At 71.0% G+C, this 24,702-nt stretch carries 19 protein-coding genes and 1 pseudogene; 8 read left to right on the plus strand and 12 right to left on the minus strand.

The window, feature by feature from the left end; translation table 11 throughout:
• Positions 1 to 72: 72 nt before the first annotated feature.
• The 3 genes from ACIBQX_RS27225 to ACIBQX_RS27235 are packed head-to-tail and all read right to left on the minus strand — an operon-like array spanning position 73 to position 3,275.
• Positions 73 to 924 (minus strand): carbohydrate ABC transporter permease, encoded by an 852-nt coding sequence (locus ACIBQX_RS27225; protein WP_397009238.1) that lies wholly within the window; start codon positions 922 to 924, stop codon positions 73 to 75.
• A complete protein-coding gene (locus ACIBQX_RS27230) occupies positions 921 to 1,937 on the minus strand; it encodes a carbohydrate ABC transporter permease (protein WP_397009240.1) in 1,017 nt (338 codons plus the stop codon). The genes ACIBQX_RS27225 and ACIBQX_RS27230 overlap by 4 nt, the downstream gene beginning before the upstream one ends.
• 6 nt (positions 1,938 to 1,943) lie before the next feature.
• On the minus strand, positions 1,944 to 3,275 hold the full coding sequence (locus ACIBQX_RS27235; RefSeq protein WP_397009242.1) for an extracellular solute-binding protein: 1,332 nt from the start codon (positions 3,273 to 3,275) through the stop codon (positions 1,944 to 1,946).
• Between the two features lie 138 nt (positions 3,276 to 3,413).
• Here ACIBQX_RS27235 and ACIBQX_RS27240 point away from each other — a divergent pair, with 138 nt between their 5' ends.
• The 3 genes from ACIBQX_RS27240 to ACIBQX_RS27250 all read left to right on the plus strand — a co-directional run bounded on the left by ACIBQX_RS27240 (position 3,414) and on the right by ACIBQX_RS27250 (position 6,386).
• Positions 3,414 to 4,562 carry an ROK family protein gene (locus ACIBQX_RS27240; protein WP_397009244.1) on the plus strand — a complete coding sequence of 383 codons (1,149 nt, stop codon included), beginning with the start codon at positions 3,414 to 3,416 and terminating at the stop codon, positions 4,560 to 4,562.
• A gap of 12 nt (positions 4,563 to 4,574) precedes the next feature.
• Positions 4,575 to 5,231, plus strand: coding sequence for a M15 family metallopeptidase (locus tag ACIBQX_RS27245; RefSeq protein ID WP_397009246.1), 657 nt, complete (start codon positions 4,575 to 4,577; stop codon positions 5,229 to 5,231).
• Positions 5,232 to 5,300: 69 nt separating this feature from the next.
• Positions 5,301 to 6,386 carry a glutamate--cysteine ligase gene (locus ACIBQX_RS27250; protein WP_397009248.1) on the plus strand — a complete coding sequence of 362 codons (1,086 nt, stop codon included), beginning with the start codon at positions 5,301 to 5,303 and terminating at the stop codon, positions 6,384 to 6,386.
• Between the two features lie 12 nt (positions 6,387 to 6,398).
• Here the strand turns inward: ACIBQX_RS27250 and ACIBQX_RS27255 are convergent, their stop codons facing one another.
• The 5 genes from ACIBQX_RS27255 to ACIBQX_RS27275 all read right to left on the minus strand — a co-directional run bounded on the left by ACIBQX_RS27255 (position 6,399) and on the right by ACIBQX_RS27275 (position 16,142).
• Positions 6,399 to 8,210, minus strand: coding sequence for a gamma-glutamyltransferase family protein (locus ACIBQX_RS27255; protein WP_397009250.1), 1,812 nt, complete (start codon positions 8,208 to 8,210; stop codon positions 6,399 to 6,401).
• On the minus strand, positions 8,207 to 9,943 hold the full coding sequence (locus ACIBQX_RS27260) for a hypothetical protein (RefSeq protein WP_397009252.1): 1,737 nt from the start codon (positions 9,941 to 9,943) through the stop codon (positions 8,207 to 8,209). The genes ACIBQX_RS27255 and ACIBQX_RS27260 overlap by 4 nt, the downstream gene beginning before the upstream one ends.
• Positions 9,934 to 10,683 carry an ABC transporter ATP-binding protein gene (locus ACIBQX_RS27265; RefSeq protein ID WP_397009254.1) on the minus strand — a complete coding sequence of 250 codons (750 nt, stop codon included), beginning with the start codon at positions 10,681 to 10,683 and terminating at the stop codon, positions 9,934 to 9,936. The genes ACIBQX_RS27260 and ACIBQX_RS27265 overlap by 10 nt, the downstream gene beginning before the upstream one ends.
• Positions 10,680 to 11,282: a TetR/AcrR family transcriptional regulator gene (locus tag ACIBQX_RS27270; protein WP_397009256.1), complete on the minus strand. Its 603-nt coding sequence runs from the start codon at positions 11,280 to 11,282 to the stop codon at positions 10,680 to 10,682. Before ACIBQX_RS27270 ends, ACIBQX_RS27265 begins: the two co-directional genes overlap by 4 nt.
• Positions 11,283 to 11,363: 81 nt before the next feature.
• Positions 11,364 to 16,142 (minus strand): ATP-dependent helicase, encoded by a 4,779-nt coding sequence (locus ACIBQX_RS27275; protein ID WP_397009258.1) that lies wholly within the window; start codon positions 16,140 to 16,142, stop codon positions 11,364 to 11,366.
• Between the two features lie 230 nt (positions 16,143 to 16,372).
• Here ACIBQX_RS27275 and ACIBQX_RS27280 point away from each other — a divergent pair.
• A pseudogene (locus tag ACIBQX_RS27280) lies at positions 16,373 to 16,720 on the plus strand (VOC family protein); the annotation flags it as partial.
• Between the two features lies 1 nt (position 16,721).
• Here ACIBQX_RS27280 and ACIBQX_RS27285 read toward each other — a convergent pair.
• Positions 16,722 to 16,916, minus strand: coding sequence for a hypothetical protein (locus tag ACIBQX_RS27285; protein WP_397009260.1), 195 nt, complete (start codon positions 16,914 to 16,916; stop codon positions 16,722 to 16,724).
• A 43-nt stretch (positions 16,917 to 16,959) separates the two neighbouring features.
• Here ACIBQX_RS27285 and ACIBQX_RS27290 point away from each other — a divergent pair, with 43 nt between their 5' ends.
• Complete coding sequence (locus tag ACIBQX_RS27290) at positions 16,960 to 17,154, plus strand: DUF3046 domain-containing protein (RefSeq protein WP_189141664.1); 195 nt, start codon at positions 16,960 to 16,962, stop codon at positions 17,152 to 17,154.
• Here ACIBQX_RS27290 and ACIBQX_RS27295 read toward each other — a convergent pair.
• Complete coding sequence (locus tag ACIBQX_RS27295; protein WP_397009262.1) at positions 17,137 to 17,412, minus strand: hypothetical protein; 276 nt, start codon at positions 17,410 to 17,412, stop codon at positions 17,137 to 17,139. The two genes, ACIBQX_RS27290 and ACIBQX_RS27295, sit on opposite strands and share 18 nt — an antisense overlap.
• A 244-nt stretch (positions 17,413 to 17,656) precedes the next feature.
• Here ACIBQX_RS27295 and recA point away from each other — a divergent pair, with 244 nt between their 5' ends.
• Positions 17,657 to 18,754, plus strand: coding sequence for a recombinase RecA (recA, locus tag ACIBQX_RS27300; RefSeq protein ID WP_397009264.1), 1,098 nt, complete (start codon positions 17,657 to 17,659; stop codon positions 18,752 to 18,754).
• A 476-nt stretch (positions 18,755 to 19,230) separates the two neighbouring features.
• On the opposite strand, the gene ACIBQX_RS27305 is transcribed toward recA, so the two are convergent.
• Entirely contained in the window at positions 19,231 to 19,515 is a 285-nt protein-coding gene (locus tag ACIBQX_RS27305) for a hypothetical protein (protein ID WP_397009266.1), read from the minus strand.
• A 273-nt stretch (positions 19,516 to 19,788) separates the two neighbouring features.
• On the opposite strand from ACIBQX_RS27305, the gene ACIBQX_RS27310 reads away from it, so the two are divergent.
• Complete coding sequence (locus ACIBQX_RS27310; RefSeq protein WP_397009268.1) at positions 19,789 to 20,265, plus strand: regulatory protein RecX; 477 nt, start codon at positions 19,789 to 19,791, stop codon at positions 20,263 to 20,265.
• Between the two features lie 807 nt (positions 20,266 to 21,072).
• A complete protein-coding gene (gene rny, locus ACIBQX_RS27315) occupies positions 21,073 to 22,689 on the plus strand; it encodes a ribonuclease Y (RefSeq protein ID WP_397009270.1) in 1,617 nt (538 codons plus the stop codon).
• A 155-nt stretch (positions 22,690 to 22,844) separates the two neighbouring features.
• On the opposite strand, the gene ACIBQX_RS27320 is transcribed toward rny, so the two are convergent.
• On the minus strand, positions 22,845 to 24,677 hold the full coding sequence (locus ACIBQX_RS27320) for a S9 family peptidase (protein WP_397009272.1): 1,833 nt from the start codon (positions 24,675 to 24,677) through the stop codon (positions 22,845 to 22,847).
• Positions 24,678 to 24,702 lie beyond the last annotated feature (25 nt).

The following is a 24,702-nucleotide window of genomic DNA, read 5'->3' on the forward strand; positions in this document are numbered from 1 at the left end:
AGGGCCCTCGTCGGTAAAAAGGCAGGGTCGGGTACGGCACGCCGGTGGCGGGCCGTACGAGGACCGTGGTCGTCAGCCCTTCACAGCGCCGGCCATCAGGCCGGTCACCATGCGGCGCTGGACTATCAGGAAGAAGATGACGACCGGGATGGTCATCATCGTGGAGCTGGCCATGATGGCCCCCCAGTCGGTGCCCTTCTGGCCGAAGAAGTACTGCAGGGCCACCGGCATCGTGTAGCCGGACGACTCGCTCATCAGCACCAGCGCGAAGATCAGCTCGTTCCAGGCGGTGATGAAGGAGAAGATGCTGGTCGCCACCAGGCCGGGGGCGACCAGCGGGAAGAGCACCCGCCAGAACGTGGTGAACCGTGAGGCGCCGTCGATCCAGGCCGCCTCCTCCAGCGACTTGGGCACTGCGGCGACGAACGTGCGCAGCATCCAGATGCCGAACGGCAGCGTCAGGCCGACGTTGACCAGGATCAGCCCGGCGAGGTGGTCGTACAGGCCGAGATCTCTGACCCGCAGGAACAGCGGGATGAGCAGCGCCTCGGCCGGGATCATCTGGGCGATCAGCAGCACGATCAGGAACGTGCTGCGCCCCTTGAAGTTGAACCGGGACACCGCCGTCGCCGCCAGCAGCGAGAACACCGCCCCGATGAGGACCGTGCCCAGCGCCACGACCGCGCTGTTGCCCATGTAGACCCAGATGGAGTTGCCGGCCACCCCCTCGGTCAGCACCCGCTGCACGTGCTCGAAGGTGAAGGAGGTGGGGAACGGGATGAACTCGGTGGTGAAGATCTGATCGTTGGTCTTGAACGCGGTCGACACCATCCAGTAGACGGGGAAGATCGCGAACACGAACACCAGCAGACCGGTCACGTTGAGCGCGGCCTTGCCCAAGCGCTTGCGGGCGAGCGGGCTCATGTCATGTCCTCCTGCTTGACCAGCTGCCTGACGTACACGGCCGTGACGATGAGCAGGATCACGGTCAGCACCAGGGCGATCGCGGCACCGGACCCCATCTTGGGCGGTGACCTGAACGCCTCGGCGTAGGAGTACATCGACAGGTTGTACGCCTCACGGTTGGCCGGCCCGCCCATGAGGACGTACAGCTGGCTGAAGACCTTGAAGTCCCAGATGATCGACAGCACGGTGAGCACCGCGAAGACCGGCCGGAGCAGCGGAAGGGTGATCTTCCTGAACGTTCGCCAGGCGGACGCCCCGTCGACGCGGGCGGCCTCGTACAGCTCGGAGGGGATGCCCTTGAGGCCGGCCAGCACCGACACCGCGATGAACGGGAAGCTCGCCCACACCACCGTGATGATCAGCACCATGTAGATCGACCAGGCGTCGTTGAGCCATGGCTCGCCGGTCCAGTCGGCCCGGCCGAACACCAGGGTGGACAGCCAGTCGGGCAGCAGGTTCAGGGCCCAGTTGATGATGCCTGCCTCGGCGTCGAACAGCCATTTCCAGATGATGCCCTGGGCGACCGGCGGGACGGCCCAGGCGAACATGATGCCGACGATCACCAGGGTGGACATCTTCTTGCCGAGCTTGTTGAGCAGCACGCCCACGGCGGTGCCGACGACCAGCGTCAGCGTCACCGTCAGGACGGCGAAGACGACGGTGTTCCGCAGAGCGGTCCAGAAGATCTCGTTGTCGAAGATCTGGGTGAAGTTGTCGGTGCCGACCCACTCGGCGGGCTTGGTGTTGACGGGCCTGATCTGCGGCAGGCCCACCTTCTGGAAGGCGATGATCGCGACCTGGACCATCGGGTAGAGCAGCAGTGCCCCGATGACGAGCAGACCGGGGATCAGCAGCACGTACGGGATGGACCAGACCGGCAGGCCGCTGGCCTTGACCGGGCGCCCGGGGCGGCGCCGCCCCGGGGAGGAGGGGATGCCTCCGCCCCGGGTGCGCGTTGACGTGTCGGTCATGAGTCGTCAGGACTGGTTGAGGATGTTCTCGAGCTCGGTGTTGGCCTTGCCGAGTGCCTCGTCGGCGGTGGCCTTGCCCTCGATGACCTGACGGGCCGCGTTCTGCAGCACGGCCTTGGTCTCGTTGGCCTCGGTCCAGTTCGGGTCGGCGGGGAAGGCCTTGGCCTTGGCGAAGGCGGCGGCGAACGGTGCCTGCGCCGGGTCCTCGGCGAGCTTGGCCAGCGCCTCCGGGTAGACCGGGAGCAGACCGCCGTCGGTGGCGTACTTGACGCCCCACTCCTTGCCGGAGGCCAGCTTCACGAAGTCCTTGGCCGCGTCCATCTCCTTGGCGGTGCCCCACACGGCGATGTCGTTGCCGCCGAGGAAGGACTGGGCCTCGCCGCCGTCCTTGGCCGGAAGCGGGAAGAAGGCCAGCTTGTCACCCTTGAGCTTGCCCTTGCTGTCCTCTTCGATCCCCGCCAGGTCCCAGGAGGCGGTGAGGTACATGCCGACCTTGTCGTTGGCGAAGCGGACACGGATCTCCGAGGTGTTATGGCTGAGCCGCGACTTGCCGGACAGGCCCTCGGTGACCAGGGAGGTGTACTGCTCGAAGCCGGTCTTGAAGGCCGGGTCGGTCAGCTTGCCGACCCACTTGTCGCCCTCCTTGACGGCGTACTCGCCGCCGGCGGTCCAGGCCAGGGAGCCCAGCAGGTGGTTGGCGTCGGAGCCGCCGTTGAAGGCGAACCCGTCGACGTCCTTGCCCTTCTCCTCCTGGATCTTCTTGGCCGCGGCGACGAGCTCGTCCCAGGTCTTCGGGATCTCGATCTTGAGGTCCTTGAACCAGTCCGCCCGGTAGAGGACGGCACGGCTGCCGCCACCCCACGGCACGGCGTACGTCTCGCCGTCGATCGTCTCCAGGCCCATCAGGTTCTTGGGGATCTGGGCCTGGTCGCCGGCGGCCACGATGTCGGTGATGGGCGCCAGGGCCTCCTGGCTCTGCCAGAGCGGGACCTGGTCGTTGCCGATCTCGGTCACGTCAGGGCCGGTGCCGCCCGCCGCGGCGGCCGTGAACTTGTCGTTCACCTGGGGCCAGGGAATCCATTCGACCTTCACCTTGGCGCCGGTCTGCTGCTCGAAGGCGGCCACCAGCTCGTCGGTGTACTTCTGGGCGGCGGGGTTGGTGTCGCCGAGCCGCCAGAAGGTGAGCTCCTTGCCCGCGTACTTGGGGCCGCTCGCCGCTGCCGTGCTGGCCGCCGCGCCGGGCTCGGCGGGGGCCTCCGCGCCACCGCCGCAGGCTGCCAGGCCCAGGGCCAGGGCGGCCGTGGTGACCGTAGTGGCTGTGATCTTCGCGAGCCTCACAGGGTTCTCCCTTCCCGGGTGCCGGCCTAGGGTCCGCACCAGGCTGATCGTCAATGCCTTACGAAGTGGTGTTAAACTAACAAGAAACTTTCTTAAAAGAAACGCCCGTTAGCCGATCGTGACGAGAGGGGCGCGCCGATGAGCCGGAGTCCGGGAACCCCGCGGCTGCTGCGGCGGTTGAACGACCGCGCGGCGCTGGAGCTCCTGCTCGCCGACGGCCCCCTCACACGGGCCGAGTTGGGGGAGCGTACCGGGCTTTCCAAGGTCACGGCAGGTCAGCTGCTGGCCCGGCTCGAAGATCGAGGGCTGGTCGAGGTCGCGGGGGAGCGCGCGGGCGGCAGGGGGCCGCACGCCGCCCTGTACGGAGTGGTCCCCTCCAGTGCGTACGTCGCCGGGCTGGAGGTGCTGCCCGACAGCCTCACCGTAGGTGTGGCCGACATCACAGGCAAGACGGTGGTCGAGGTCACCGTGAACCCGGCCGACGCCCGTGACCCGGTCAAGACCGTGCAGGACGCGGTGCGGCGGGCGTGCGACTCGGCCCGGGTGAGCCTGTCGCAGCTGCGCGCGTTCGTCATCGGCACCAGGGGCGTGGTCGACCCGCGCACCGGCGACGTGCGCTTCTCCCTGGATCTGCCCTCCTGGCACGTCGGCGTGCTGGCCAGCCTCCGCCAGACGCTCGGCGCCTCGGTCACCATCGAGAACGACGTCAACCTCGTGGCGCTCGCCGAGCACCGCTACGGCGCGGCGGCCGGCGTCGACGACTTCGTGATCATGTGGGCCGGCGTCGGCCAGGGCCTCGGCGTCATGCTCGGCGGCAGGCTCTACCGCGGCATCACCGGAGGCGCCGGCGAGATCGGCTGGCTGCCGGTGCCGGGCGAGCCGCTGCCCGACGACGTCAACCACCCCAACTCCGGCTCCTTCCAGCGCCTGGTCAACCACGACGCGCTCAGCGGCCTGGCCGCCCAGCACGGCGTGACCGGCGCCGGTGTGCCCGACCTGATCCGCAACGGTCACGAGGGATACCTGGACGCGGTGGCGGCCAGACTGGCGGTGGGCGTGGCGGCGGTGGCCGTCGTGCTCGACCCGGGACTGATCGTGCTCAGCGGCGACATCGGCCGGGCGGGCGGCGCACGGCTGGCCGCCAAGGTGCAGGACGCCGTGGCCCGTGTCTGCCCGACCCGTCCCGCCGTTGTGACCAGCGGGGTGGCGGGCAACCCGGTGCTGAGAGGCGCTCTGGTGGCGGCCCTGGAGCAGGCCCGCGAGCAGGTCTTCTCCGACACTGTGTGAGAATTTACGCTCATGTGGCAGCCTCCGAGCGACATCGTGCTCATCTCCGATCCGCGTGTGGCGGCGATCCCGGTGCGGGAGAACCACGATCCCCTGGCCGACGTGCGCGGACGCCTGCGGGTGGACGGCCGCCTGGCCGACGAGGAGGGCGCGTACGCGCACCTGCGGTCGGGCCTGCTGGCCCGGCTGGAGCGGGCCGCGCGGCTGCTCCCTGACGGCTACCAGCTGCTGATCGTCGAGGGCTACCGGCCGGTCAGCACGCAGCGCCGCTACTTCGAGGAGTACAGGGACCAGCTCCTGGCCGCCTCCCCGGAGCTGACGCCCGACGAGGCGCATGTCGCGGCGAGCCGGTACGTCTCCCCGGTGGAGGTGGCCCCGCACACCGCCGGCGCGGCCGTCGACCTGACCCTGTGCGCCCCCGACGGCACCGAGTACGACATGGGCACCCAGGTCAACGACAATCCGGAGGAGAGCGACGGCGCCTGCTACACCGCCGCCCCGCACATCTCCGAGGACGCCCGCGCGCACCGCAAGATCCTCGCTGCCGCCCTGGAACCGGCCGGCCTGGTCAACTACCCGACCGAGTGGTGGCACTGGTCCTACGGCGACCGCTACTGGGCCCTCGTCTCGGGCGAGCCCGCCGCTTGTTACGGACCAGTACGGATCTAGCGGTTCCCGAGGGCGGCCAAGGGGCACAAACGGTACGGAGGCTCCTGGACTTCCCTGCGAGGTGTGGGCATGGTTCCGTTGATCGGGATCGAAGAGGAGTACCTCGTCGTCGATCCCCGCACCCGCCACGTCACCCCCCGTGCCGCCGAGGTGCTGGACGCCGCGACGGACCTGCTGGACGTGGCTCACGAGATCACCCGTTTCCAGGTGGAGGCCAGGACAGCGCCGTCCGCTGACCTCACCGAGCTCGGGACGCAGTTACGCGCCGCGCGCAAGGAGGTGGCGGTCGCGGCCCGCTCGTGCGGGCTGGCCGTCGTCGCCAGCGGCATCCCCGTGCTCGGCAACGTCATGCCGCCGCCGCTCAGTGACGACGCCCGCTACGAGCAGGGCCGCGTGCTCTACCGGGCGCTGCAGGACGAGATCAGCATCTGCGCCCTGCACGTGCACGTGGACGTGCCCGACGAGGAGGTCGCCGTCTACGTCGGCAACCACCTGCGCCCGTGGCTGCCCACGCTGATCGCCCTGGCCGCGAACTCACCGTTCTTCGTCGGCCGCGACACCGGCTACGCCTCCTGGCGGGTGATCAGCTGGGGCCGCTGGCCCGTCTCCGGGGCGCCGCCGTACTTCCCGACCTTCGCCGACTACGAGCTCGCGCTGCGCGCGCTGGCGGAATCGGGCGCCCTGATGGACCCCAAGACGGTCTTCTGGGACACCCGCCCGTCGCCCAAACTGCCCACCGTCGAGGTGCGGGTGGCCGACGTGCCGCTCGACGTCAGCGACAGCCTCACCATCATCGGGCTGGTCCGCGGCCTGGTCGTCACGGCCCTGGCCGACGTGGCGCGCGGCGACCGGGGGCTGCCCGTCCCGTCAGAGGTGCTGCGCGCCGCCTACTGGCGCGCCGCCCGCGACGGGCTGACGGGCGACAGCCTGGACGTACGGCACGGCGCGCTGGTGCCCGCCCCCGTGCTGGCCCGCCGCCTGCTGGAGCACGTACGGCAGGCCATGGAGCAGTCCGGTGACCTGCCGTTCGTCGAGGAAGGGCTGGACCGGCTGCTCAGGCAGGGGTCGGGCGCCGCCCGCCAGCGACGGGTCCTCGCCCGATCCGGCCACCTGGCGGCGGTGGTCGACGACCTCATCGAGGCCACCGTCGCCTGAGCCGATCAGGGGTCAGCGGCCCGCCGCGTAACCCTGCATGCCGCGCGGGTTGGCGGCGGCCTTCAGGAAGTCGCCGTCACGGGCGACCGCGCTGAGCCTGCCGAGCGTCCACGACCCCTGCGACTCCACCTCGTGCCCCCGCCGCCGCAGCTCGGCGAGCACGGCCGGATCCAGCCGGTCCTCCACCTGCAGGACGCCCGGCCGGGAGCCACGCGGGAAGAACGAGCTGGGGAAGTGCTCGGAGTGGAACATCGGCGCGTCGATGGCCTCCTGCAGGTTCAGCCCGCCGTGCACCAGGGCCAGGAAGAAGTTCAGGCTCCACTGGTCCTGCTGGTCGCCGCCCGGCGTGCCGAACGCCAGCCACGGCCTGCCGTCACGCAGCGCGAACGAGGGCGACAGGGTGGTGCGCGGGCGCGTGCCCGGCCGCAGCGAGGCGGGCAGCCCCTCCTGCAGCCAGAACATCTGCGCCCTGGTGCCCAGGCAGAAGCCCAGCTCGGGGATGGTGGGGGAGCTCTGCAGCCAGCCGCCGCTGGGCGTGGCGGAGACCATGTTGCCGTGCCGGTCGACCACGTCCAGATGACAGGTGTCGCCGCGCACGCTGCCGTCCGGGGCCACCACCTGCTCGCCGGGAACAGGCCTACCCACCGTGGGCTCCCCGACGCCCGAGACGGCCCCCACCGAGCCGCCGGGGAACACCGGCAGGCGAGGCGACCGCCCACCAGGGGATCCGGGCCGCAGCTCCAGGCTCGCGGCGTCCGTGACGAGCGCTCGCCGGGCGGCGTTGTACGGCTCGCTCAGCAGGTCGTCCATCGGCACGTCCGCGTCGCCGTACCAGGCCTCCCGGTCGGCGAAGGCCAGCTTGGCGGCCTCCGTCACCGTGTGCACGTAGTCGGCGCCGAGCAGGCCCATGCCGTCCAGGTCGAACCCGGACAGCAACGCCAGCTGCTGCAGGAACACCGGCCCCTGACCCCACGGCCCCGTCTTGCACACCGTGTGCCCGTGGTAGTCGAAGCTGACCGGCTCCTCCACCGACGCCGACCAGCGCGCCAGGTCGTCACCGGTGAGCAGCCCCCCGTGCCTGCGGCCCGAGCTGTCCAGCCAAGCCTTGCCGGCGCAGAAGCCGGCCACGGCCTCGGCCACGAAGCCTTCGTACCAGGCCCGGCGGGCGGCTTCGAGCTGCCCCGCACGGGTGCTCGACGCGGCTTCCGCCTCGGCGACCAGCCGACGGTAGGTGGCGGCCAGCGCCGGGTTGGCCAGCTTGGCGCCCGGCTCCGGCACCTTGCCGCCCGGCAGCCAGATGGCCGCGGAGGTGGTCCAGTCGTCGGTGAAGAGCCGCTCGACCGACTCGATCGTGGCCGCGATCCGCTCCAGGACCGGCACGCCCCGCTCGGCGTAATGGATGGCGGGCGCCAGCACGTCGGCGAGCGACCAGGTGCCCCACCGCTCCAGCATGAGCATCCAGCCGCCGAAGGCGCCGGGCACGGTCGCCGCGAGCGGCCCGGTGCCGGGCACCATGTCCAGCCCGAGCTCGGTGAAGCGCTCGATGGTCGCGGCGGCCGGGGCGACGCCCTGCCCGCACACGGTGGACACCCGCTGGTCGGCCTCGCTCCACAGCAGGATCGGCACCTCGCCGCCGGGGCCGTTCAGGTGTGGCTCGGCCACCTGAAGGACGAATCCGGCGGCCACCGCCGCGTCGAAGGCGTTGCCGCCACGCTCCAGCACGCTCATGCCGGTGGCGGAGGCCAGCCAGTGCGTGCTGGCCACCATGCCGAAGTCGCCTGACAGCTCAGGCCTGGTCGTGAACACATTCCGGGAGGAAGTCATACGACCTTCCTATACCTTGCGGGGATCCACAGCCCCAGCCCGTACATCGTCAGCCCCAGCAGGATCATGAAGACGGCCGTCGGCCAGCGCAGCCCCGGTGACATGTAGGTGGCCAGGAACCACGAATGCTCCAGCTGCCCGTTGGTCAGGAAGACCGCCGCCAGGATGCCCTGCGGGAACAGTGGGACGGCGCCCAGCGACCAGCACGTGATCGTGACGGTACGCGCGGTCTTCGGCATCTCCGGCAGCTTGAACGCCATGCCGGAGGAGGCCGGCCGGCGGCCGGTGCGCATCATGTCGAGCAGCTCGGGCCCACGCGCCGCCAGCCTTCGTTCGGTGCGCACCCCCAGACCCCAGAAGCACAGCGCCCCGGTCAGCACTCCGACCGCCACCCCCGGCCAGCCGAACAGCGCCGCCACCACGGCGGCGGGCACCGCGGTGGCCGCCACCAGCACCATCATCAGGTACGCCAGTCCGGTGAGAGCGCCGTCGTCCTCGCTCGTCCGCAACGGGTTGCCGCCGCGCCGCTGCGGATCGATCCCAGGCACCAGCGCGTACACCGAGATCAACGGCACCATACCGGCGCCTCCGCCGAGCAGCGCGGCCGTGACCGCGATGATCATCGGCCACGGCCCGCCGTTGATCGCGGTGAAGGTCACCGCCAGCACCACCGCCACCGGAGCCACGGTCACCAGCCAGGCGAGCTGCCTGCCGCGCACGTCGGAGGCGCCCGGCGTCATCAGCGTCAGCCAGTGCGCGGTGCCGTCGAGCCCATAGAGGTTGGAGGTCATCGAGGCGGCCATCACGATGAAGATCGGTCCCGCCCACGGCAGCATCCCGGTCCAGCCGAGCACCAGCGGCGCGGCCGCGAAGAACACGCCGTAGGCCAGCGCGAACGTGAGCTGGTGCGTGCGCACCAGGTCGCGTGTCCACGTGCGCAGCTCCTTGGCCAGCACCGCCTCCCGCGCCGACGCGGCCCGCATCGGCCTGCGCCCCCGCGCGGACGGGCGGCTCGCCCCCGCCCTCCTGTTCAGCAGCGCCGCCCACGCGGCCAGCAGCAGCGCGATCAGCACCACCATCGCGGCGAGCGCCGCGAAGTCACCCTGGACGGCGAGCACCCCCCACCCCGACGGCAGATAACGCACGAGCGGCGGGATCTGGCCACCCTGGCCGAAGGCCATGGCGAACACCCAGCCCTGCCCCAGGAAGGCCAGGACGGCGCCGTTGATCAACCCGGCGCCGATCGCCCCCACCCGGGAGCGCAGCGCGATGCCGAGCACCGCCACGGCCACCTTCGACAGCAGCACGAACACGGCCAGCTGCACCACCATGGCCGGCAGCGCGACCAGCGCCGCCAGGCCACCCTGCCGTACGCCGAGCACGGTCAGGCCTGACAGCGCCAGCAGGCTGATCGCCGGAGCCACCCCGACGAACGCCGACACCAGCAGGCCCGCCGCCAGCCGGTGCAGCGGCAGCCCGAGCAGCGCGAAGTACTCCGGCCGCAGCGTCTCGTCGCCGCCGCCCGAGAAGACCGGGCCGATGATCCAGCCGAGCATCCACACGGCGTACGCGGCGGCGAGCCAGTCGCCGTCCAGCGACGCCAGATAGATCGTGCCCGCCGCGAGCACCACCCCGAGCGTCCCCGCGGTCGCCACCATCCCGCCACGCTGGCCGGTCATCGAGTGGCGCAGGATCGCCACCTTCATCCGCACCATGGTCACCGCTACAGCCACGACAGCCCCCTGGTACCGGTGGACACCGAGCCGACCAGGTTCACGAACCGATCCTCGAGCGTCGCGTCCCCGCGCACCTCGCCCAGCGTCCCCGCGGCCGCCACCCGGCCCTTGTCGATCACCGCCACGTGGTCGCAGAGCTGCTCCACCAGCGCCATCACATGGCTGGAGAGCACGATCGAGCCGCCGCCGGCCACGAACCCGCGCAGAATCGTCTTGATCGTCGCCGCCGACACCGGATCCACCGCCTCGAACGGCTCGTCCAGCACCAGCAGCCGCGGCGCGTGCAGCAGCGCCGTGGCCAGGCCGATCTTCTTACGCATGCCCGTCGAGTACTCGATGACGAGCGTCTTCTCCGCCCCGTCGAGCTCCAGCACCGCCAGCAACTCCTCGGCGCGCGCGGCGACCAGGTCCTTGCTCAGCCCGCGCAGCAGCCCCAGATAGGTGAGCACCTCCCGCCCCGTCAGCCGCTCCGGCATGGCCAGCCCGTCCGGCAGCACCCCGACGAGCCCCTTGGCGGCGGCCGGATCCGCCCACACGTCCGCACCGAAGATCCGCGCCGTGCCGCTGTCGGGCCTGAGCAGCCCGACCGCCATGGACAGGGTGGTGGTCTTACCGGCCCCGTTCTGACCGACCAGACCGTAGAACGATCCCTGGGGGACCGTCAGATCCACATGGTCGACGGCGACGTGCTCGTCGAACGTCTTCGCTAAACCGGCGATGTCCAGTGCCGCGGTCATGGCTGCCTCCTGGTGGCGAGGGTGAAAAGGGCGACGAACTCCCGGGCGAGCAGGTCGAGATCCAGTTCCGGGTCCTGGATGAGGCGAGCGGGCACCGCGTCCACCACGCCGCGGATGGCGATCGCCATGCTGCGCGGATCGAAGTCGCGGAACTCTCCCGTCCGGTGGCCCCACTCCAGGAGCCGCATGACGTCGTTGATGGCGGTGTCGTGCTGCTGCGCGTACGGACCTGGGCCGCCGCCGTCGCGGGTGTAGGTGATGATCTCCACCATGGCCAGCAGCGGCCTGCGGTGGACGCGCATGAACTCCAGGTTGCTCTCGAAGTAGGCGCGCAGTCCCTCGGTCGCGGTGGGCTGGGCGAGGATGCGCGGCACCATCATCTCGGTGGCCATCTTGGCCACCTCGCTGATCACCGCCTCCAGCAGCTGCCGCTTGCCGCCGAAGTGGTACGAGATCACGCCGGTGCTGATCTTCGCCTGCTTGGCGATCCTGGCCATGGAGGCCCGGGCGTAACCCTCGGTGGCGAGGACGTCGATGGCGCACTGGATGATCTGGGCGCGACGCGCCTCTTCGATGAACGTACGGCTTTCTGGCGGCACGTTCAAAACTTTAAACAGCCGTTCAAATTTTTGGAAGCCTTTGGGCGTCCTTTCGTTACGTGGGCCTTGACGATCTTCGGGTCAGGCGCGCAGCCGCAGGCCCCGGGGGGTGGGATGAAAACCGGCCGACTCCAGCGCCGCCGCCAGCGGCGAGTCCACGATCGAGCCGCCGTCGGCCCGCTCGACCGTCAGCTTCCCGAGGGCGCCATCGCGAACAGCCAGCGCCAGCGCGTCCACAGCAGGCTGCAACCGGTCGCCGTCGGCGAACGACAGCAGCGTCTTGCCGCCACGCTCCACGTAGAGCACCAGATGGCCGTCGACCAGCACGACCAGCGCCCCCGCCTTACGTCCGGGCTTGTGCCCGACCTCGCCCGGATGCTGCGGCCACGGCAGGGCGGCTCCGTACGGGTTGGCAGGGTCAGCGGCGGCCAGCACCACGGCCCTGCGAGCCGCCCCCCGCTGACCGCCCGCGCCTACCGGCCCCCCAGCGCTCGTGAACGCCACATCGGTGGGCGCCCCTGCAAAGGAACCCGTACCGGGCGGTGTCGCGCCGGAGGGTGTCGTGCCGAAGGGTGATGTGTCCGAGGGTGTCGTACCGGACGGTGATGTGTCCGAGGGCGTCGTGCCGGAGGGGGACGTATCGGAGGATGGCGGCCCGTAGGGGGAGCCTTCCAGGCGCATCCCGCCGGTCGGGGCGACGCTGGGCGCCATCGCGCGCATCCGGTCGACCGCCCCGGGCAGCGCGAACTGGGCCCCGCCGAGACCTTCGACGAAGTAGCCGCGGCGGCACCGCCCGCTCTCCTCGTAAGCCCGCAACACCTGGTAAACAGGCGTGAACCCGCCCGGCAGCCGCTCAGCCGTCACCGCCCCCCGCGTCACCACGCCGTGCCGCTCCAGCAGCACCTCCGCCTGGGCGTTGGCGCGCTGGGTGACGTCTCCCGCGGCCTCGGGAAGCAGCCACCACCGCCCGCCCACGGTCGGCGGCCCGCTCCGGCTCGGCAGCACCGCCCGCCGCCGCTTCGTCGCAGGCCGGTGCGCCGGCCGCCCGGAGCCGAGGGTGGCGCGCAGCGGCGCCAGCGTGTCGCCGGACACCCGCCCGGCCCACACCAGATCCCACAGCGCCGTGGCCAGCGCCTGGTCGTCGAGCAGGCCGAGCCTGTCGGACAGCCCGCGGAAGAACAGCGCCCCACCGCCGCCGAGCGCCTCAAGCACCTGATCGTGCACCGGCGTCATGGTGATCTCGGCCGGCTCCGGGAGCAGCAGCGGCGCGGTGTCGGCGAAGTAGAGCGACACCCACCCGTCGCTGCCGGGCAACGACCCCTGCCCCGCCCACATCACCTCACCGGAGGAGGTCAGCTCATCGAGCAGGGCCGGATGGTAGCCGGGCACCCGCGACGGCAGCACCAGCGTCTCCAACGCCGAGGCGGGCACCGCCGCCCCCTGGAGCAGCTCGACCGCCCGCACCAGCCCGTCCATCGCCCGCGCGGCGTACGCGCCGCCGCCGGAAGAAGTCACGCGTGCGTCGCCGCCCCCCGCGCCCCCGCCGGACCCGGTGACGCCATGCCAGGCGGGCAGGAACAGCGCCAGCGTCTCCGCCGCCACCGGCTCGACTTCCTTGCGCAGCCTGGCGAGCGACCTGCGGCGCAGCATCCGCAGCACGCCCGCGTCGCACCACTCCTCGCCCCGCCCTCCGGGCCGGAACTCGCCGTTGACCACCCGCCCGGAGGCCGCCAGCCTGCGCAGCGCGTCACCCACCACGGCCACGCCCAGGCCGAACCTGGCCGCCGCCGTGCCCGCCTGGAACGGCCCACGGGTGCGGGCATGCCGGGCCACCAGGTCGGCCAGCGGGTCGGCGACCGGCTCAAGGAAGACATGCGGGATCCCGACCGGCAGCGGCACCCCCAGCGCGTCACGCATCCTGGCCGAGTCCTCGATCGCGGCCCACTGCGTCTCGCCCGCGAGCCGTACCCTGATCACCCGGCGCGCCCGCTCCAGCTCTTCCAGCCAGGCCGGATCCCCACCTCGCACGCTCACGTCGGGCGCCTGCAGCGGCCCGTGCGAGCGCAGCAGGTCGGACAGGTCCTCCAGGTCACGCAGCGGCCGGTCGAGCCTGGCCAGCTCCCGCTCGGTGTCGGCGATCACGTCGGGGTCGAGCAGCTCGCGCAGGTCGGCCTGGCCCAGGAGCTCGGCGAGCAGGGTGGTGTCCAGGGCGAGCGCCTGCGCGCGCCGCTCGGCCAGCGGCGCGTCGCCTTCGTACATGAACGCGCCGACGTAGTGGAACAGCAACGACGCGGCGAACGGCGACGCCTGCGACGTCTCCACCTCCACCAGCCGCACCCGCCGCGCGGCCAGATCGCGCATCAGCCGCACCAGCCCCGGCACGTCGAAGACGTCCTGCAGGCACTCCCGCATCGTCTCCAGCACGATCGGGAACGAACCGTACTGCGAGGCCACCCCGAGCAGGTGCGCGGCCCGCTGGCGCTGCTGCCACAACGGGCTCCGCCGGCCCGGCGTGCGGCGCGGCAGCAGCAGCGCCCGCCCCGCGCACTCCCGGAACCGGGAGGCGAACAGCGCGGAGCCGCCCAGCTCCTCGGTGACGATCCGCTCGATCTCGTCGGCGTCGAACGCGGCTACGTCGGTGGGCGGCTCGGCGAGCGTGTCCGGGATGCGCAGCACGATGCCGTCGTCGGAGTGGACGGCCTGCACGTCCAGGCCGTAGCGCTCGCGCAGCCGCCGGTTGATCGCCAGCGCCCAGGGCGCGTGCACCCGCGCGCCGTAGGGGGAGTGGATGACGACCCGCCAGTCGCCCAGCTCGTCATGGAACCGCTCCACCAGCAGGGTCCGGTCGTCAGGCACGTAGCCGGTCGCCTCGCGCTGCTCGCGGAGGTAGGCCACCAGGTTGTCGGCGGCGTAGGAGTCGAGGCCGGCCTCGCGCAGCCGCTCGGTGGACTCCTGCTTGGCCTGCTCGCGCAGGAAGGCGCCGATGGCCGTGCCCAGCTCGGCGGGGCGGCCCGCCGTGTCACCGTGCCAGAACGGCAGCTTGCCCGGCTGGCCGGGCGCGGGGGAGACCAGGACCCGGTCGGCCGTGATGTCCTCGATCCGCCATGACGTCGCGCCCAGGACGAACACGTCGCCGACGCGGGACTCGTAGACCATCTCCTCGTCGAGCTCGCCGACCCGGGAGGACTTCTCCCCGACCAGGAACACCCCGAACAGCCCCCGGTCGGGGATCGTGCCGCCGTTGGTCACCGCCAGCCGCTGCGCGCCCGGCCGCCCCCGCAGCGTGCCCGTCACCCGGTCCCACACCACGCGCGGCCGCAGCTCCGCGAACTCCTCGCTGGGATAGCGGCCGGCCAGCATGTCGAGCGTCGCCTCCAGCGCGCTCCTCGGCAGCGTGGCGTAGGGGGCGGCGCGCTTGACCACGGTCTCCAGCTCGTCGACCGTCCACTCCTCCAGCGCGGTCATCGCCACGATCTGCTGGGCCAGCACGTCGAGCGGGTTACGCGGATAGCGCAGCTCCTCGATCAGGCCGCTCTTCATCCGCTCGGCCACCACGGCCGTCTGCACCAGGTCGCCACGGTATTTAGGGAAGATCACGCCCTTGGACACCGCGCCCACCTGGTGGCCCGCCCGGCCGATGCGCTGCAGCCCGCTCGCCACGCTCGGCGGCGCCTCCACACAGGCGACCAGATCCACCGCGCCCATGTCGATGCCCAGCTCCAGGCTGGACGTGGCGACCACGGCGGGCAGCCGGCCGGACTTGAGCGCCTCCTCGATCTGCGCCCGCTCCTGCTTGGACACCGAGCCGTGATGAGCGCGTACGATCTCCGTCGGCGCGCCCTTGCTCGCCCCCGCCTGCGCCATCACCTGCGCGGGCATGCCGGACGCGCCGTCGGCCGGCGTCTCCCAGATCGACAGGTCCACCGCCTCGGTGCCCTGCCGACGGTCGTAGGCCAGCTCGTTGAGCCTGGTGCAGAGCCGCTCGGCGAGCCGCCGCGAGTTGGCGAACACGATCGTCGAGCTGTGCGCCTCGATCAGGTCGAACAGCCGCTCCTCCACATGGGGCCAGATCGACCGGTTGGCCGGGTCGGGCGCGAAGTCGTCGGCGCCCGCCTCCCTCGGCCGGGCCTCCATCTCGGTCATGTCCTCGACCGGGACGACCACCTCGACCTCGATGCGCTTGTCCGACGGCGGCTGCACCACGGCCGCCGGGCGCGCGCCGCCGAGGAAGGTCGCCACCTCGCTGACCGGCCGCACGGTCGCCGACAGCCCGATGCGCTGCGCGGGCCGCTCCAGCAGGGCGTCCAGCCGCTCCAGAGTCAGGGCCAGATGGGCGCCGCGCTTGGTCGCCGCCACCGCGTGCACCTCGTCCACGATCACCGTCTGCACCCCGCGCAGCGCCTCTCGCGCCTGGCTGGTCAGCAGCAGGAACAGCGACTCCGGTGTCGTGATGAGGATGTCGGACGGCCGGGCGGCGAACCGCCGGCGATCCTGGGCGGGCGTGTCCCCGGACCGGATCGCCACCGAGATCTCCGGCACCGGCAGCCCCAGCCGCCGCGCCGTCTGCTTGAGCCCGGCCAGCGGCGCGCGCAGATTGCGCTCCACGTCCACCGCCAGCGCCTTCAGCGGCGAGACATAGACCACCTTGGTGCCCGGCTGCTCGGTGGGCTCGGCGGCCAGCCTGTCGAGCGACCAGAGGAAGGCCGCCAGCGTCTTGCCCGAGCCCGTCGGCGCCACCACGAGAGTGCTGTCGCCACGCGCGATCGACTCCCACGCGCCCTCCTGGGCGGCGGTCGGCGCGGCGAAGGCCCCGGCGAACCATTGCCTGGTCACCTGGCTGAAGTGGTCGAGCGAGCTCACGCGCCCATACTGCCTCGTCGCACCGACAGAAAACGCATTGTCACGAGCCCGGGTGATTGAGCGGTGGCATCGGCGGACATACACCGACAGTGACCATCGACCACGCAGCCATCGAGGCTCGCCGCGAGGAGATCAGAGACCGGTACGTGTTAGCGCACCGACCGCCGAGCAGCGCTCGGGGCCTGCACCACATGGCCCTGGTCTCGTCCGACGTCTAACGCACCGTCAAGTTCTACCAGGAACTGCTGGAGTTCCCGCTGACGGAGATCTTCGAGAACCGCGACTACAAGGGCTCCAGCCACTTCTTCTTCGACGTCGGCAACGGCAACCTGCTGGCCTTCTTCGACTTCCCCGGCCTCGACCTGGGCCCGTACCAGGAAGTGCTCGGCGGACTGCACCACATCGCGATCTCCGTCGACCCCGCCACTTGGGAGCGGCTGCGCGGCAAGCTGGAGATGGCCGGCGTGCCGCACCAGGTCGAGAGCGGCGCCTCCATCTACTTCAAGGACCCCGACGGCGCCCGGCTGGAGCTGCTCGCCGACCACCTCGGGGAGATGTACGGCGCTCGCGTGCTGTGACCTACCGCCGCGACGCCTTACGCCTGCGCGGCGTGCCCGCGCGGGGCTCCTGCCTGATGCCGGCGTGCCTCTCGGAACGCTCGCCCTTCTCCTGCTGGATCGCCGTTCGCCGCGCTAATCGCAATCGGCGGCGGCGGGCCTTGTTCGCCTTGGCCAGGGTCGACTTCGGGGGTGAGGACTTGGGGGTCTTTGCCATGGGGTGGTCCTACCCATCCCCTGACACCTTCCATACTTGTGACATGCGCCTGACCGAATTCTGGAGACGTATGCGCGAGCACTTCGGTGACCCGTACGCCGAGTCCTGGGCGCGCGACTACGTGCTCGCCCCACTCGGCGGTCGCACCGTCACCCAAGCCCTCGCCGACGGCGAGAGCGCCAAGTCCGTCTGGCGGGCGGTCTGCCAGGTGGAGGAGGTCTCACCCCGGCTCCGCTGACTCCAGCGCCTCCTTCAGCGCCCGGGCCGCCCGCTCCGGATCGTCGGCGCGGCACTGACCGCCGGGCGACCACAGGAACAACCAGCCGCGGTGCGCCGGGGTCGCGAAGACGAGCGTCTGCCGGCCGCTCTGCGGCTGCCACACCCACAGCACCGCGTGTTCGTCGCCGACCATGCGGCTCACCAGCCCGTGGCCGGGCAGCACCTCGGCGAGCGCCTCCAGATGGCCGCGCCGCTCCCCGGTGTACGCGCTCCTCACGTCGCTACCTCCCGCTGTCCCTGTGAGTCTCCCCAGCTCACGGAGCATGACAACACGTACGGCACAACACGGGTGAAAGTACGGGGCCAAGAGCGTGGCCGGGGCCACCGTGGTACGCGTGTTCAGGGTGTGATCGAACAGCCGTTCGGCTAAGATGGGCCCGTGGCTTCGCCAGAAAATGTCGGTGGCAGGCCGTAGCTTTCACTCGACTGTTCGGACCACAACTCTCCAGGGGGAGTTTCCCATGGCAATCAACGACCGCGAGAAGGCCCTCGAAACGGCTCTAGCTCAGATCGAGCGGCAGTTCGGCAAGGGGTCTGTGATGCGCCTGGGCGATGACGCCCGCGCCCCCATCGAAGTTACCCCGACCGGGTCGATCTCCCTGGACGTGGCGCTCGGCATCGGCGGCCTGCCGCGCGGCAGGATCGTGGAGGTCTATGGCCCCGAGTCCTCGGGTAAGACCACGGTCGCCCTGCACGCGGTGGCCAATGCCCAGCGGGCGGGCGGCATCGCGGCCTTCATCGACGCCGAGCACGCCCTCGACCCCGAATACGCCAAGAAGCTCGGCGTCGACACCGACGCGCTGCTCGTCTCCCAGCCCGACACGGGTGAGCAGGCGCTGGAGATCGCCGACATGCTGATCCGGTCCGGCGCCGTCGACATCATCGTCATCGACTCGGTGGCCGCTCTGGTGCCCAAGGCCGAGATCGAGGGCGAGATGGGCGACAGCCACGTCGGCCTCCAGGCCCGCCTGATGTCCCAGGCCCTGCGCAAGATCGCCGGCGCCCTCAGCAACACCGGCACCACCGCCATCTTCATCAACCAGCTCCGCGAGAAGATCGGCGTCATGTTCGGGTCCCCCGAGACCACGACGGGTGGCAAGGCGCTCAAGTTCTACGCCTCGGTCCGCCTGGACATCCGCCGCATCGAGACCCTCAAGGACGGCACCGAGGCGGTCGGCAACCGCACCAGGGTCAAGGTCGTCAAGAACAAGATGGCCCCGCCCTTCCGCGTCGCGGACTTCGACATCCTCTACGGCGTCGGCATCTCCCGCGAGGGCGGCCTCATCGACATGGGCGTCGAGCACGGCTTCGTCCGCAAGTCCGGAGCCTGGTACACCTACGAGGGCGACCAGCTCGGCCAGGGCAAGGAAAACGCCCGTAACTTCCTGAAGAGCCACCCCGACATGGCCAACGAGATCGAGAAGAAGATCAAGGACAAGCTGGGCGTCGGCCCGCGCCTCGACGTGCCGGCCGAGGCCCCGGCGGCCGCCGCCGCCCCCGCCGCCCCGGCCCCCGCCGCCCGAGGCGCGAAGTCCACCCCGAAGCCCGGTGACGTCTGATCGGTCGCCGCATGAGTGACACGGACCCGGACCAGGCGCCTCCCTCCCGAGACTGGGGCGCCTGGCCAGACGTCCCCCCTTCCCCCCGCCGCCGCTCCCGCCGAAAGGGCCAACGCGCCGGGGAAGCGGCGGAAAGAGCCACCCCCGGCTCGGGACCAGACGGGTCGGGTGGGATAGGTCTTCCTAAGCCGGGTCTTTCCGGGGCGGGTGCTTCTGGGATGCAGCCGAGAGGCACCTCGTCGCGATCATCTGCGGCATCGCAGCCCACGGGCGGCAATGGGTGGCCTTCTCTCAGCGAATTGCGCGCACTCCGTCGCCCGCCATCGGACGACTCCCAACCGCCCGATAAGCCTTCCGCCACGCAGTCGACTCCCTGGTCTGCCGACCCTGAGACGGCTTCCCCGGACCACGCGCCACCGGCTCCCGCAGATCGACAGCCTCCACTGGCCACCGAGCCCAACAGGCCAGTAGGCGAGTCACCTGCGGACCGCCGACCGAAATCCGGCCACACAACGGGCGACGGTTCCGATGGTCGACCTGCGGGCGGTGATCCGTACGACGCAGTTCCTCCGGGTGGTGAGCCGCACGATGTGGGTTCTGCGGGCGGTGAGTCGCACGACGCGGGTTCTCCGGGCGATGATCTGTACGACGCGGGTCTTTCGGGCGGTGAGTCGTACGGCGGTGGTCCTGTAGGTGGTGGCCAGTACGGCGCTGGTCAGGCGGGTGTCGGCCGGTCGGATGGCGGCTTTGGCGAACGGCACGACTGGTCCGGTTTTGTTAGTGGTGACCGAGGCGACTCGGCTGCCCTGACCGGCGATGATTCCTACGGTTCCTCTGACGGTGGGTGGCCGAAGGAAGGGGGGACCGGTAAGGGGCGCCGGTCTGCCGGTGGCCGAGGCCGTGGTCGGCAGGGCGGGGGCGGCCGAGCGGGTAAGGGGCGGCGTGCTGCGAGTGGGGCGGGAAGCGGGTGGCTGGCTGATGGGCCGGATCCCGATTCACCCGCCGGCGCCACCCCGCACGCCAATCCCGAGTCGGTGGCGCGGGGGATCGTTCTCCGCCTGCTCACCATGGCGCCCAAGACCCGGGCTCAGTTGGCCGAGGCCCTCCGTAAACGGGACGTGCCGGACGAGGCGGCGGAGAAGGTGCTCGACCGGTTCTCCGAGCTCGGTCTCATCAACGATGAGGCGTTCGCGGAAGCCTGGGTCGACTCCCGTCACCACGGCCGGGGCCTGGCCAAGCGTGCCCTCGCCGCCGAGCTCCGCCACCGTGGCGTCGACTCGGAAACGGTCAACGAAGCAGTCGAACGCCTCGATCCTGACCAGGAGCTCGAAACGGCCCGGCGGCTCGTGGAGCGAAAGCTCCGCTCCACCCGTTCCCTCGACGCCAAGGCCCGCACCCGTCGCCTGGCGAGCATGCTCGCCAGAAAGGGGTACGCCCCCGGCCTGGCGTTCCGCGTGGTCCGGGAGGCGCTGGAGCAGGAGGGCATCGAGGTCGAGGACGACTACCCATGACCCAGTCCGGCCTGATGCGGATCTGCTCCTGAGGGTGAGTGCCTGTGCTGCGCGTCCGTGCCCCGGCGCCTGCGTCGTTCGCGTACGTGAGGCACGTCGATGCTGGTCCTCCGTGTGTGCCATTCGGAGCTGTGCGGGGCGCCGGGCGATTTCTCTAGCAGGTCGTGTCGTCGGGCGAGTCGTCTGGGCAGGTCATGGTGTCGGGCGAGTCTTCTGCGGTCGGGCGAGCTGTCCGGGGTCGTGGTGCTACCGGGGGCGGCGGATGTGGGTTCACGAGCGCTGGAGGCGTCCGGTGGTCGCGGGTGGGTGGCGGTGCGTTCGTCGACCGGACGGCCGGCTCATGAAAGGCCCTGGAAGACCTGGCGCGGCCTGGAAGACCTGGTGCACCGGCAAGCGAGCGAGATCTCGGCCGGGCACCCGGAACGACATCACCATCAACGGGACACCAAGGGCGTCTGGTGACGTATGAGTTGAAAGGCAAGTATGTGATCATCGATCTTACGAAGATCCAGCATGATGACTCGTAAGACACGCTTGATAAGGCGTTTGCTTGCTCGTGACCTGTTCGACGCATAACCTCGACGGCAGTGAGGAGTTACTCCGCGCAGTGCGGATTGCCATACCGGTGAACGACGGACGAACGACAGACGGGCGAGGTGTCGGCTGTGACAGTCGGCGCCCGGTCAGTCTTGGCTTGATATCGGTCCTGGGAATGACGCCGTTCCGGCTTTCCGCGCCGCGCCCGTGACCCTCCGTTGCGAGGGTCGCGTTTGTGGGTGTTGACGACGCGAGGAGGGCGGGGCGTACATGGGGCCGCTTGTCGTAGTGCTGTCGGTGGCGGTGCTCGTCCTGACCTGCGGGATGATGGCGGCTCTCTACATCGTCGTCCGGCGCACCTCGGGCAGCGTCTCAAAGGCCGCCAAGCCCACTCCTGAGCAGGTCGAGGCCGTACACACCGAGCTTGAGCAGGCGCGTGAGGAGGCCGGGAAGATCCGTCTCAAGGCTGAGTCCGACGCGGAGGAGATTCTGCGCAGGTCGGAGTCGGCGGCGGAGTCGGCGGCGCGGATGCGCACCGAGGTCGAGGAGGAGAGCCGGCTCCTCAAGACCGAGCTCAAGGACCTGCGCGCCGACCTGGAGCGCCGGGAGGGCTGGCTGGCCGAGCGGGAGCAGCGGCTGGACGAGGAGGCCAGGCGACAGGCCGAGCGTGACCGCAAGCTGGCCGAGACCGAGGTCGAGCTCGCCGACCGGCGTGCTGAGCTGCTGCAGGTCGAGGAGGAGCGGCGGGTGATCCTGGAGCGGGTCTCTGGGTTCACCTCGGAGCAGGCCAAGGCCGAGCTGGTCAAGGAGATCGAGAACCAGGCCAAGCGCGAGGCCGCGCTGATCGTACGGGAGATCGAGGGGGAGGCCCGCAAGGAGGGTGAGAAGCGCGCCACCAAGATCGTGACCTTGGCGGTGCAGCGGGTGGCGGCGGAGCAGACGGCGGAGTCGGTGGTCAGCGTCCTGCACCTGCCGGGCGATGAGATGAAGGGCCGGATCATCGGCCGCGAAGGGCGCAACATCAGGGCGTTCGAGTCCACCACGGGCGTCAACCTGATCATCGACGACACGCCCGAGGCCGTGCTGCTGTCCTGTTTCGACCCGGTGCGCAGGGAGACCGCCCGGCTCACCTTGGAGAAGCTCGTGCTGGACGGGCGCATCCATCCGCAGCGGATCGAGGAGGCCCACGAGCGCAGCCGCGCGGAGGTGCAGGACCTGTGCGCCCGCGCGGGTGAGGACGCCCTGGTCGAGCTGGGCATCACCGACATGCACCCGGAGCTGACGCTGCTGCTCGGCCAGCTCAGATACCGCACCTCCTACGGGCAGAACGTCCTCAAGCACCTCATCGAGTCGGCGCACATCGCCGGGATCATGGCCGCGGAGCTCAAGCTGGACCAGCCGCTGATGAAGCGCTGCGCACTCCTGCACGACATCGGCAAGGCGCTCACGCACGAGGTCGAGGGCAGTCACGCGCTGATCGGGGCGGAGATCGCGCGCCGCTACGGCGAGCAGGAGGATGTGGTGCACGCCATCGAGGCGCACCACAACGAGGTGGAGGTGCGCACGGTCGAGGCGGTGCTGACGCAGGCCGCCGATGCCATCAGCGGCAGCCGTCCCGGCGCCCGGCGCGAGTCGCTGGAGGCGTACGTCAAGCGGCTGGAGCGCCTGGAGGAGATCGCGCAGTCCTACGAGGGGGTGGAGAAGGTCTTCGCCATGCAGGCCGGGCGCGAGATCCGGGTGATGGTCAAGCCGGGCGCGATCGACGACATCCAGGCCCAGGTGATCGCCCGTGACGTGGCCAAGCAGGTGGAGGAGGAGCTCACCTATCCGGGGCAGATCCGGATCACGGTGGTGCGGGAGTCGCGGGCGACGGAGTTCGCCCGCTGACGCCTCAGGAGAATTCGCCCGCTGACATCTCAGGCGAAAAGGCGAAAAGCGGCCCTGGGGCGAAAGCCGGCCTCGGACGAGAAGCCGGTTTCAGGCTAGAAGCCGGCCTCGGCGGAAGTCGGCCTCGGCCGAAAGCCGGCCTCATAGAGCTGGCGTCAGGTGAAGAGCTGCTGGTAGAAGGCGTATTCGGCGGCGAGCGCCGCGGAGCGGGTCTCGGCGCGGCGAAAGCCGTGTGACTCCCCCTCGAAGGCGAGGTAGGTGCAGGAGACGCCGCGTTCGGACAGGGCGTCGGCGAAGGCGGCCGACTGCTCGGGCGGCACGACCGGATCGTCGAGCCCCTGCAGGAGCAGCATCGGGCAGGTCACCCCGCCGACCAGGGCGAGCGGCTCGCGCTGCGCGTAGACGTGCGGGTCGTCCGGGCCGACGAGCCACTCCACGTAGCGGGATTCGAAGTCGTGGGTGTGCGCGTTCAGCGGGGCCAGGGCGCTGACGCCGTAGTAGGAGACGCCGCCGGCGAACACGCCGGAGCGGCAGCAGGCGGCCATCACGGTCCATCCGCCGGCGCTGCCCCCGCGGATGGCGATGCGGTCCGGGTCGGCCAGCCCCTCGGCGGCGAGCCAGCGGGCGGCCGCGACGGTGTCGGCGACGTCGACCAGCCCCCACTGCCCCTTCAGCCGCTCCCGGTAGGCTCTGCCGTAGCCGGTGGAGCCGCCGTAGTTGACGTCGAGCACGCCGATCCCGCGCGAGGTGAGGAACGCCTTCTCCAGGTCGAGTGCGGTGCCGACGTGCCCGGTCGGCCCGCCGTGCACGAAGACCACGTAGGGGGCCGGCTCTTCGACCGTCTCGGCCGGGTTCGTCGGCGGGTAGAGGAAGGCGTGCACGGGGCCGTCCTCGCCGGGCAGTTCGACCGCCCGCGGTGCCGGCAGATAGGCGGGGTCGGGCGGCGTCGCGCCGCCGTTGACCGCCTCGGACCGGCCGCTCACCGTGTCGAACCGGACGATCGACCTGGCCGTGGCGGCGCCGTACGCCACGCCGATCAGGGACGTGCCGTCGGCGGCCAGCGCGGGCTCCCAGCCGCCGTAGCCGGTGGGGACGTCGGTGAGGACCCGCGTGCGCGGGTCCAGCAGCCCCAGCCGCAGGTCGCCGCGCCCGTGCAGGACCGCGAGCCGGCCGTCGTCGAGGATCGTGTACGGCAGGCCGCCGAGGTACCACAGGGGCCAGGCGAACTCCTCCTCGATCGGGCACAGCGGCCGCGGCGAGCCGCCCTGGAGGCCGAGCTCGTACAGGTTCCACCAGCCGGACCGGTCGGAGATCAGGTAGAGGCTCTCGTGGTCCTTCCACTGGGGCGCCAGGACCGACTCCGACGTGCCGCCCTGGATCGGCCAGGACAGGCCGTCGGACAGGCGGGTGAGGCGCAGCTCGGTGCCGTCCCACGGCATGCGCGGGTGGTCCCAGCAGACGTAGGCGAGGTGCCGGCCGTCGGGGGAGACGGCGGGGAAGGCGTAGAAGTCGTGGCCGGTGACGTGCTCGCGGGGCCGGCCGCCGCTCAGCGGGACGGACACGATCGCCCGTGAGATCTTGCCGTCCTCGGTGTGGTGCTCGCGTACGCACCAGACGTGCCCGTCGTGGACGAGGAGGTCGGCGTAGCGGGCGTTCTCGCCGTCCGGGGTGAGGGGGGTGATGGTGCCGTCGAGCAGGTAGAGGCGCTGGTCGGCCAGGTTGGCGAAGACGACGGCGCCGTCAGGGGTCACGGTGTAGGGGCGGCCGCCGTACTCGTGCACGCGGGTGCGGGCGCACCAGGGGGCGGGCAGCAGCTCGCGGCGGGTGCCGTCGGCGGCGCGATGGACGATGGTGGTCCGGCCGCCCTCTTCGGGACGGTCCTCCGTCCACCACGCCTGCCCGTCGCGCGCGCTGGGCCAGCCCGCGCGGACTCCCGCGCGGGCGACCTGGGTCGTGGAGATGGGCGAGAGCCACGAAGCGGCGGGCATAACCGAATCCTGCCGGAAATCCCCG

Origin of the sequence: Nonomuraea sp. NPDC049714, assembly GCF_044465295.1 — a bacterium.
Lineage (GTDB): Bacteria > Actinomycetota > Actinomycetes > Streptosporangiales > Streptosporangiaceae > Nonomuraea.

Bases quoted from the DNA above. Each gene is read 5' to 3' on its own strand.
- ACIBQX_RS27225 (WP_397009238.1), bottom strand. From the start codon at position 924: ATGAGCCCGCTCGCCCGCAAGCGCTTGGGCAAGGCCGCGCTCAACGTG.
- ACIBQX_RS27230 (WP_397009240.1), bottom strand. From the start codon at position 1,937: ATGACCGACACGTCAACGCGCACCCGGGGCGGAGGCATCCCCTCCTCC.
- ACIBQX_RS27240 (WP_397009244.1), top strand. From the start codon at position 3,414: ATGAGCCGGAGTCCGGGAACCCCGCGGCTGCTGCGGCGGTTGAACGAC.
- ACIBQX_RS27245 (WP_397009246.1), top strand. From the start codon at position 4,575: ATGTGGCAGCCTCCGAGCGACATCGTGCTCATCTCCGATCCGCGTGTG.
- ACIBQX_RS27250 (WP_397009248.1), top strand. From the start codon at position 5,301: ATGGTTCCGTTGATCGGGATCGAAGAGGAGTACCTCGTCGTCGATCCC.
- ACIBQX_RS27255 (WP_397009250.1), bottom strand. From the start codon at position 8,210: ATGACTTCCTCCCGGAATGTGTTCACGACCAGGCCTGAGCTGTCAGGC.
- ACIBQX_RS27265 (WP_397009254.1), bottom strand. From the start codon at position 10,683: ATGACCGCGGCACTGGACATCGCCGGTTTAGCGAAGACGTTCGACGAG.
- ACIBQX_RS27285 (WP_397009260.1), bottom strand. From the start codon at position 16,916: ATGGCAAAGACCCCCAAGTCCTCACCCCCGAAGTCGACCCTGGCCAAG.
- ACIBQX_RS27290 (WP_189141664.1), top strand. From the start codon at position 16,960: ATGCGCCTGACCGAATTCTGGAGACGTATGCGCGAGCACTTCGGTGAC.
- recA (WP_397009264.1), top strand. From the start codon at position 17,657: ATGGCAATCAACGACCGCGAGAAGGCCCTCGAAACGGCTCTAGCTCAG.
- rny (WP_397009270.1), top strand. From the start codon at position 21,073: ATGGGGCCGCTTGTCGTAGTGCTGTCGGTGGCGGTGCTCGTCCTGACC.
- ACIBQX_RS27320 (WP_397009272.1), bottom strand. From the start codon at position 24,677: ATGCCCGCCGCTTCGTGGCTCTCGCCCATCTCCACGACCCAGGTCGCC.